Origin of the sequence: Acetobacter sp., assembly GCF_047721705.1 — a bacterium.
Lineage (GTDB): Bacteria > Pseudomonadota > Alphaproteobacteria > Acetobacterales > Acetobacteraceae > Acetobacter.
The window spans coordinates 90,815-99,540 of sequence record NZ_JBDNXK010000001.1 but is presented as its reverse complement, the minus strand read 5'-3'; the positions used below and the strand labels follow the sequence as shown (position 1 = coordinate 99,540).

Below are 8,726 nucleotides of genomic sequence, written 5' to 3'. Positions count from 1 at the left end.
GTGATATTCTAGGTTTTCATATTTTTCTGGCGGCGTTACTTTATCAATTATCATGAAATTTTCATCTCACTTCAATAACTTTGATTCTGCGTATGCTGTCCCCAACTCTCTTTTCAATACTTAATAATTAAACCGGCACCTCGAACACCGCTCTTGCCGCATCCACCTTCTCGCGGGTCACACAACCCGGCGCGTGATCGTTGACCAATCCCATAGCCTGCATGAAGGCATACATCGTCGTCGGTCCGACAAACTTCCAGCCGCGTTTTTTCAGATTCTTTGACAGGGCACGAGAGGCTGCCGTCTCCGTCACCACTTCCGGAGCCGTCAGCCGCTCAGGTTCGAAGCGCCACACATAGGTCGCCAGCGACCCTTCCTGCTCTACAATCTCCAGCATCCGTTGAGCGTTGTTGATCGCGGCCTCGATCTTCCCGCGATGCCGCACAATTCCGGCGTCAGCCAGAAGCCGCTGCACATCGACTTCATCAAACCGCGCGACGCGTTCCGGATCGAAACCTGCAAAAGCCTCCCGGAATGCTTCCCGTTTCTGGAGGATGGTTCGCCAGCTTAGGCCAGCTTGAAAGCCCTCCAGACAGAGTTTTTCGAACAGGTGCTGGTCAGAGGAGATGGGAAAGCCCCATTCCGTGTCGTGGTAGGCCTCATAGGCTGGCGTTGCCAGACACCAGGCGCAGCGGTGTAACCCGTCCTGTCCTTTGGCTGTTTTCACTTGGGTCCTCCCTATGGTGGTCAGCCCGATGCCGACCCGTCGTCATATTGATCCTCTTTCGTTCAGTTGGTAAGCACAGCGGCAAACAATCAGACGCCGGAGACAATCATGAGCGCCAGGAAATTGCTGATCCTCCCCGGTGACGGCATCGGCCCCGAAATCATGCGGGAAGTCGCACGCGTCACTGCGTGGCTCAGCCGCAAGCGTGGCATCACTTTTGATATCTCGGAAGATCTGGTCGGTGGTGCGTCGTTGGCGGAATACGGCACGCCGATCCGTCAGGAAGTCATCGACAAGGCCCGCGAGGCCGATGCGGTGCTGTTCGGTTCGGTTGGTGATCCGAAGTGGAACAGCGTTGGCTTCGACAAGCGCCCGGAGCTGGCCATTCTCAAGCTCCGTCAGGAACTTGGCCTGTTCGCCAACCTGCGTCCGGCCAAGGTGTTCGATGCGTTGGTGGATGCTTCGACCCTGAAGCCCGAAGTCGTGAAAGGCCTCGACATCATGATCGTCCGTGAGAGCACGGGCGGCATCTATTTCGGCGATCCGCGTGGCATCGAGACGCTTCCGAACGGCGAGAAGCGCGGCATCAACACCGAGGTTTACAGCACCCACGAGATCGAGCGCGTTGGTCGCATCGCCTTTGAGATGGCCCGCAAGCGCCAGAACAGCGTCTGTTCCGTCGAGAAGCACAACGTCATGGAAAGTGGCCTGCTGTGGAAAGAGGTCATCACAGATCTCCACGCCCGCGAATATCCTGACGTGACGCTGTCGCACATGCTTGCCGACAACTGCGCCATGCAGCTTGTCCGCAATCCGCGCCAGTTCGATGTGATCGTCACCGGCAACCTGTTCGGCGACGTTCTGTCCGATCTGGCGTCCATGCTGACCGGCAGCCTCGGCATGCTGCCGTCCGCCACGCTCGGTGCGAAGCACGCTGACGGTCGCATGCCCGCTCTCTACGAGCCGATCCACGGCAGCGCGCCAGACATCGCGGGCAAGGGCATTGCCAACCCCATCGCGCAGATACTCTCGCTGGCGATGCTGCTGCGTTATTCCTTCGATCTCCAGACCGAAGCGGACATGATCGAGAACGCGGTTTCCGCCGTGCTCGCAACTGGACTGCGTACGGCCGACATCATGAGCGAAGGCAAGGCGCGCGTCGGCACGGACGTGATGGGTGAGGCGATTGTCCGCGAACTCGACAAGATGACGGACTGAAGATATCTCCCCCGCTCCGGCCAGTAAAAGTCGGAGCGGGTTTCAGGGGAGTTGTCCACCTTTTCTTCCCCCACCTGAAAATTGATGCCGCCCACGATTATTTCCTGCGTTGTAACGTGTGCGAAATAATTTTCCGTTTATGGAACTTTTGAGGTAACCGCGTGTTTTCCTTTAGGAAAAGATGTGGTTGTCACGCGTTGATATTTTCAGGAAATGATGTTCCGGCGCTAAAAATTGCTGCTGTGTCGGGTCTGGGGTGAGGGTTTGACAGAGACTGTTTATCGGAATGCGCTTTTTTTTGATGGGCTTGGGACCGCTCCCATTGAAGCCGATGTTCTGATTCGAGACGGGGTGGTTGCCGGAATCGGACGGAATCTGCGGGTTTCCGATGATGCTGCCGAAGTCCCCTGTGACGGCCTCTGGCTTATGCCGGGTCTGCTTGATCTCCACACGCATCTCGATCTCGAAGTCGAACTGACGCCCGGCCTGCCAGAAGTGGTGCGCCACGGCACTACGACTGTGCTGATCGGCAATTGTTCGATCGGCATCACCTACGGCAACCAGCGGCGAGAGGGGGAAGACCCCATTGTCGACTGTTTCGCGCGTGTCGAGAATATTCCCAAGACAGTATTGGAAAAAGTTGCCAGTCGTTGCGACTGGTCCAGTTCAAAAGACTATCTGTCTCATCTCGAAGCTCAGCCCCTTGGTGTGAATATCGCGCCTCTTTTGCCGCATTCGATGGTTCGTATTCAGGTCATGGGGTTGCATGAATCTGTCAGTCGCAAACCTGAAAAACATGAACTGCGCCAGATGAACGATCTGGTCGAGATGGCGATGAGCGAGGGGTATATCGGTCTTTCCACCGATGCTTTGCCGTTTCATTTTCTGGCAAATGCACCACATAAGAAAAACAAAATACCCACGCAGTATACCGAGTTTTCCGAACTGAAAAGACTTCTCTCGGTTGTCAGAAAATATGGGCGTGTCTGGCAGGCAACGCCGCCAAAGGACGATATTGTTGCAGCCATACGCTGCTTTCTGCTGACGAGCGCAAGACTGTATGGACGGGCGCTGAAAACGACGGTTCTTGCGGCTCTTGACCTGCGCACCAACCAGTCCGCCTATCGCCTGTGTCTTTTGCTTGCGACAATCCTCAACGGGCGTCTGTTGAAAGGTGCTTTCAACTTTCAGGCGCTCTCCGGCTCCTTCAGGATATGGAGCGATGGGGCGATCAATCCCATCGCGGACGAAATTCCGGAACTGCGGGCGCTTAACGAGCTGGAATTGGATGATCGGGAAGGGCGTCTCCGCATTCTGAAGAATCCCATCTGGCAAAAATCTTTTCGCAGAATGTGGATGGCGGGCAAGAAAGGCTTTTCGCGGGCGCGGATTATGCGTCTGTTGCGCCTGGAAGATATCGTTGTGACGCGTCGTCTAACCGATATGCGTGTTGTCACCAGCCCGCTTCAAAGCTGGGTCGGCGAAACGCTGGAGGAGCCTTATCAGCGGTTACGTCGCTGGCAGGCATCGGGCGGAAAGACCGGAGCATTGAATAGGGAAGAGGACGAATTTTTCCGTACATTCCCTGATCCTGTCGAAGATGATGCTCTTTTCCTCATTCATCTCCTGTGTGAATGGGATACCGATCTTCGGTGGGAGACCGTTGTGGCGAACAATGATCCGGATGTCGTGAGGAAGCTGCTTTTCCATCGATATACGTTGCCCGGTTTCAATGACAGCGGTGCGCACCTTGCGAACATTGCTTTCTACGACGGCAATTTGCGCACTCTTAAGATTGCGCAGAAGGAGGGACTGCTGCGTGTGGCGGAAGCTGTGCGTCGGATGACATCCCTGCCTGCACGCTTTCTTGGGCTGGATGTGGGAACGCTTCGTCTGGGTGCCCGGGCCGATCTGTGTGTTGTCGATCCTGCTGCTCTGGCACGGTGGAATCCGGAACAGACCTATCACACGATGAGACGGAAAGAACTGGGCTGCCTCGAAATGATCAACCGTCCCGAAGGCGTTGTGCGGGAGGTGATGCTGGGTGGCAAGTGCGCGTGGCGTGATGGCGCTTTCAGTGACGATTTTGGAACGGTTCCTTATGGGCGCGTCTTGCGTGCGACAGGCCGCCCAGCGTGAAAGAGGCGTGATTTGTGAAAAGACCGGCAAGATGGCAGAGCGCGAAAAATTGTTTCTGATATAATCGCGCCAGAGCAAGGAAGGACAGAATGAAACGATTCGCGATTCTCGCCGGTGTGGTGGTCATGACGGTTGCCGGCCCTGCCTGGGCGGAGGATTTCGCGCAGGAGGTCCGACAGGCCAAAATCCTGACGTTCAAGAACGGTCGCGCGGTCAAGGAAGCCGACGTTGAAGCGCTGAAGCATATCACCACCCTCGAGGTGCTGGAGGACAAGAACAAGTTTGTCGATGAATGCGGCAAGGATGTTGCGCCCCGGATCATTCCGCTTGATATCGGTGAAAAGCTGAAAGGCGCCCGGGCCGTGATCGTGCAGGATGCTGCGTGTTACGGCGAAGAAGGCAGCAGTATGGCTGTCCTTGATGTGGGCGATCGCATTCTCTGGCAGGATAACGCCATGTCCGTGGCGATCCTGTCGTCCAGCCATCAGGGTGTGAAGGATCTTGCTTTCGGTCTGGCGGCGAATATGCAGTCCATCTGGCGCTGGGATGCGACCACGCATGCTTATACCCATCTGGAAACAGTCGAAGTGCCGCTCGCGGCGGAGCCGAACGGCGGCAAGTCTAAGTCATAAAGCCAATTCCCCGCAGCCAGCGCTCCGCCATGCGGGGCCACATGGCGCATGCCATGCCCGGACGCCCCAGCCCGAACCCATGGCTGCCGACAGGGAAGAGGTGCCGGGCGACAGGCACACCGTTTTTCCGACATGCGGCTTCAAGAATGGCCGTGTTGGCTGCGCTGGCAATCCGGTCGTTGGCCGCATGGACGAGGAAGAATGGTGGTGCGCCGGGTCTGACGTAAGTCTGGAGAGACCATTTCCGGCTTTCTTCCAGCGTCGGGTTCAGGCCGACCAAGCTGCGACGCGTCCCCGTATTCTGGTAGGGTGGCAGCAAGGTGACGACAGGATAGGCCAGTATAGCCAGCGCGAGGTGGGCAGAAGCGCGATCGATTTCGTCGATGGGCGCATAGCTTTGCCAGTCCGGACGAAGGGCGCACATGCCGAGCAGGTGGCCGCCTGCTGAAAAGCCCAGACCGCCTATTCGTTCGGGATCAATCGAAAATGCAGCGGCATAGGTGCGGATGAGACGGATGGCGCGCTGTGCATCCTGAAAGGGCGCTGCGCTTCCGGCATTCCATCCTTCACGCGGGAGACGGTAGATCAACTCAAAGACGGTGATGCCAAGAGAGTTCAGCCAACGGGCAGGCGGAATTTCCTCTTTCGTCATCTGGATATATCGATAGCCACCCCCTCCCGCGACAATGATGGCAGCACCATTTGGCGTGGCGGGGCGATGAACGCTGAGAAAAGGCTCTGCGATATTCGTCAGTTCTCCATAGTGCGCAAGATGGAGAGGACCGTGCGGCCCACCGCCTCCCGGCGGTTGTTTCGGCCAGAGAGGAATATGGTCGCTGAGGAAGGGAAAAACGGTGCTGTTTGGCGCCGTTTCCGGGATGGGGTCCCGAGGCGGCAAAGACGGCTTGGAACATCCACCGAGCAACGCCGTGGTCAAAGCTGTTGCGCCGTGCATGGCGTGGCGTCGGGAGAGGGCTTTCATCAACTGGGAAGATCACCAAGTGCAGGACGGCCCTCATCCCTTGCGATCAAAGGATGAGAGGACACATGGCGTCTTGGAAATGGCAATGAATGCGTGTTCATTCAGGGTGTTGCTGATTGATCCTGAATCGGGAATTTGGTTTTCGGATCCGCTGTTTTGGAAAAGTTCAGAGCATTCTCAATGCGGGTTCTATCACCATCTTCCGGCTTGAGGCCGAGTGCGATGTTCCACTGATCGACCGCTTCCGTGGCGCGGCCCATGTCCCAGTAAGCAACACCCAGATGATAGTTTACTTCCGGATCGAGAGGCGTTTCCTCGGCGGCGCGTTCCAGCAGACGGATCGCGCCCTTGAGATCATTGTTGCGAAGAAGCGCCCAGCCGAGACTGTCGCGAATGGCGGCGTCATCCGGATCCAGTGACAGCGCCCGTTGCAGAAGGTCCTGTGCTTCCTTCATGCGCAGGCCACGCTGAATCCAGCCATATCCGAGAAAGTTGAGCACCAGCGGTTCATCTGGAACCATTTTGCGGGCCTCAAGGAGATCTGCTTCCGCTTTTGGCCAGTCGCCAGCGCGTTCATAGGCTGCGGCCCGTTCGAATAGCAGGCTCCAGTCCAGCGTGTGACTGGCGCGGGCATTGGCGATCGCCTTGCTGAAAGCATCGATGGCGCCGGACCAGTCCTTGCTTTCGAAGAGCGACGTTCCAAGTGCGCGGACCGGCAGAACGAGCGTCGGCGCATCATGCGCGAGGCTGGTGAGTGTCTTGCGTGCTTCCTCACGGTTGCCGCTCTGGTCCTGCAGGAGGGCGATATTGTATCGCGCGACCCGGATCAGCGGATTGGAGGACGGTAGATCCTGCAATACGGAAATGGCGACGTCCCGATGACCGAGGCTTTCCTCGATTTCCGAGAGCATCAGTCGGGCAATGCCCAGAGAGGGGTCGAGCGCCATCGCCATGCGCAGCATCATCGCCGAGGCGACGTCGATCTGCTGCATGCTATCCATTTCCGGAGCATGAAGCGCCTGTTGTCTCAGGATGAAGGCGACGAGCACGTAAGCATGCGCCACGCCGTCTTTGGCGGAAGGAACGGGCGAGGAGCCTATGGCGGCCTGAAGCTCCGGCTGGGCAAGGGAGAGGATGGTGTCATTGCCCGTCATGGTGCGCAGGAGATCACGGGCTTCCGTCTGATGACCGGTCTGCCAAAGCAGGTTGGCGCGGGCGCGGGTCATCAGCAGATCGGTGGCGGGGAAGAGGCCTGCGGCCTTGTCATAGAGATGCTTTGCCTGAGCAGTGTCGCCTGAGAGCATGGCGATCAGGCCGGCATGCCCCACATAGAAAGGTGTCGCGGGGGAAGTCGCATTCGCGGGATCAGTGAGCAGACTGATCGCCTCGTGGTATTTCTTCTCACCGGCGAGACACCATGCCTGAAGCAGCGGGCTCAGAAGATTGGTCAACGCATCGGACGGCATCGTGCGGTAAGCTTGGGCCGCCTCTTCCCATCGTCCATGCTGCACCGCATCATTGCCGATCACGAAAGCCGTCAGGATCGACTTTCCACCCGGCTGATGAAGCATTCTATGGGCGAGATCGACAGCCTCGGGCGATCCGGCCAAAGCAGCTTCTGAAAAGGTCTGACGCAACAGTTCCCTGTTGTTGGGGTCAAGCGCTAGCGCCTTGCTGAAGGCCTGGGCAGCCGTGGCATAATCGTCGGCACGTGCTGCGATGAGACCGACAAGGTAGTCGGGAGCGGAAATGTTGCTGGCAGCCCCGGAGAGCGGCGTCGGCGCGGCGAGTTTTAAGGAATCCGATTCAGCGTTCGGCTGTCCGGCAGCGAGCGCTGTGCTGGAGAGAAGTGAGGCCAGCAACAGGACGGGCAGGACCGGACGGATTGGCATGGTGGCAGCGTACCCCTCAAATATGGATGGCCGGGGCGTCGTCCCCGCTCTGGTGGCCATTTCGCACATGTAACCCGATGAAACGGATAGGCCAACCGCCTGCGATTCCGGAACGCCTGCGCACTGTGCTGAGTGCCATGTTTTTCCGCCTTCGACCTGTGGAGACTGATCGTTCCCAAGGGGGGAATGGTTTCCTGACTTTCTGATGCTAGACTGACAACAGGTCTGGAGAAGAATGATGGACGCGGGAACGGTTGCGGCGCTGCTGGAATTGCAGAGCGAGTGGGGTGTGGACATCCTGCTTGACGAGATGCCGCACGACCGTTTCGCGGAATATCGCGAGCAGCAGGCGCTTGGGTCTGACCCGGGCGACTCTCCATTGGCTGCTCCAGTGCGGACCCAGCCAATGGAGCGGGCGGTCGCTCCTCCCATACGAACAGATGTTGCCACAGAGCAGTCCGTTCTGAAGACTTTGGCCGGTATTACGACGCTCGAGTCTCTGGCCGAAACCCTCGATCAGTTCACGGTATGTCCACTTCGGGCGACGGCGACCAATACGGTGTTGGCGCGTGGTCCCTTGAACTCACACGTAATGGTGATTGGCGATGCTCCGGACGCGGATGAGGATCGGAGTGGGTTCCCATTTTCCGGAGAAATCGGCGGATTTCTGGACAAAATGTTAGCATCGATCGGGTTGAGGCGGGAGGAAATGGTCCTCTCCCCGGCGCTTCCGTGGCGCCCACCCGGAGGACGGCCCCCATCACGCGCGGAGGTTGCACTCTGCCGACCGCTCCTTCTTAAAAGTATAGCGCTCTACAACCCGAGGAGGCTCGTGCTGTGTGGCGGTCTGGCTGTGCGCATGCTCCTTGGCCCGGATGTAAAACCAGCCCGCGCAAGAGGTTCATGGCGCAACGTCTCCCTTGCCGAGGTTGCTGGCACTGAAAAGCCCGCGATGGCCATGCGGCACCCCTCACAGTTGCGAGCCGGGGCGGGTGCTCGCCGTGAGATATGGGATGACCTTCTGTTACTGGCTGTGACACTTGAAGATATTGGTGCGTCACCTGACGTAATGATGGAATAATCATGACGGGAAAGTAGGAATAGTTTGTGGTAGAGAGCCTTCTGCACTGTAAGTC

At 57.9% G+C, this 8,726-nt stretch carries 7 protein-coding genes; 4 read left to right on the top strand and 3 right to left on the bottom strand.

Features of this window, described 5'->3' with window-relative positions:
* Window positions 1-127: 127 nt before the first annotated feature.
* The gene (locus tag ABF824_RS00415) at window positions 128-727 is read right to left on the bottom strand and encodes a DNA-3-methyladenine glycosylase I (RefSeq protein WP_415485821.1); all 600 of its coding nucleotides are present in this window, start codon (window positions 725-727) and stop codon (window positions 128-130) included.
* A gap of 108 nt (window positions 728-835) precedes the next feature.
* Here ABF824_RS00415 and leuB point away from each other — a divergent pair, with 108 nt between their 5' ends.
* The 3 genes from leuB (at window position 836) to ABF824_RS00400 (ending at window position 4,716) form a co-directional block, all read left to right on the top strand.
* Window positions 836-1,945, top strand: a complete 1,110-nt coding sequence (gene leuB / locus ABF824_RS00410; RefSeq protein WP_415485820.1) for a 3-isopropylmalate dehydrogenase — start codon at window positions 836-838, stop codon at window positions 1,943-1,945.
* 264 nt (window positions 1,946-2,209) lie between these two features.
* Window positions 2,210-4,084 (top strand): N-acyl-D-amino-acid deacylase family protein, encoded by a 1,875-nt coding sequence (locus ABF824_RS00405; protein WP_415485819.1) that lies wholly within the window; start codon window positions 2,210-2,212, stop codon window positions 4,082-4,084.
* An 89-nt stretch (window positions 4,085-4,173) separates the two neighbouring features.
* Window positions 4,174-4,716 carry a hypothetical protein gene (locus tag ABF824_RS00400; protein ID WP_415485818.1) on the top strand — a complete coding sequence of 181 codons (543 nt, stop codon included), beginning with the start codon at window positions 4,174-4,176 and terminating at the stop codon, window positions 4,714-4,716.
* On the opposite strand, the gene ABF824_RS00395 is transcribed toward ABF824_RS00400, so the two are convergent.
* Window positions 4,706-5,698 (bottom strand): alpha/beta hydrolase, encoded by a 993-nt coding sequence (locus ABF824_RS00395; protein WP_415485817.1) that lies wholly within the window; start codon window positions 5,696-5,698, stop codon window positions 4,706-4,708. The two genes, ABF824_RS00400 and ABF824_RS00395, sit on opposite strands and share 11 nt — an antisense overlap.
* Before the next feature lie 101 nt (window positions 5,699-5,799).
* Window positions 5,800-7,590 carry a tetratricopeptide repeat protein gene (locus ABF824_RS00390; protein ID WP_415485816.1) on the bottom strand — a complete coding sequence of 597 codons (1,791 nt, stop codon included), beginning with the start codon at window positions 7,588-7,590 and terminating at the stop codon, window positions 5,800-5,802.
* A gap of 235 nt (window positions 7,591-7,825) precedes the next feature.
* Between ABF824_RS00390 and ABF824_RS00385 the strand changes: the two genes are divergently transcribed.
* The gene (locus ABF824_RS00385) at window positions 7,826-8,671 is read left to right on the top strand and encodes a uracil-DNA glycosylase (protein ID WP_415485815.1); all 846 of its coding nucleotides are present in this window, start codon (window positions 7,826-7,828) and stop codon (window positions 8,669-8,671) included.
* Window positions 8,672-8,726: the final 55 nt, after the last annotated feature.